Genomic DNA, 531 nt, shown 5'->3' on the forward strand with positions numbered 1-531 from the left:
GTCGCTTACTCGACCAGCAAGCCATTTGGTAACTTTAAACTGCTGGAGAAAGCAGTTGAAGATAAGAGTTGGGAACTTGAAAGTAAGTGTCAAGTATGTAGAGCAACTGTGTTTCCAGAGTACAGCCGATACATAGGATTTGGGGAAATAACTGAGGAAGAACGAGAAGCGTTCAAGAATTGGAAGAATTCATTTGAACAACGGCAAGCCAAGATAGCGTAACAGTCTTAAAAGAAAAACTACGTTGGCCACTTTATGCTAGTAATTACTGGCCATATTATGGTCGTAAGAACACTCCGCATCCGTCAGACAAGTCATCTGAAATGATTTGGTGCGCTTTAGCGGCCGAAGGCCGAGCGCAGGATGTGCGAGTACAATCCGACTCATCTCTTTGTTTCATGTTCGGGCAGGTCCTGAACAACTTGAGCCCCAGAAAACCCACCATTTCTTTACTCGAAGCAAGTCACTACGCACCCGTCAGACAAATCATCTGGAATGATTTAGTGCGCGTTAGCGGCCGAAGGCCGAGCA

Annotated in this window: 1 protein-coding gene; it reads left to right on the forward strand. The window is 45.8% G+C overall.

What is annotated here, in order from left to right; translation table 11 throughout:
• The coding region (locus ACFQEU_RS17960) for a hypothetical protein (RefSeq protein ID WP_379784378.1) at window positions 1–222 on the forward strand (222 nt) is incomplete at its 5' end.
• Window positions 223–531: the final 309 nt, after the last annotated feature.

Source organism: Halorubrum tibetense (assembly GCF_042661865.1).
In the GTDB taxonomy this organism is placed as follows: Archaea; Halobacteriota; Halobacteria; order Halobacteriales; family Haloferacaceae; genus Halorubrum; species Halorubrum tibetense.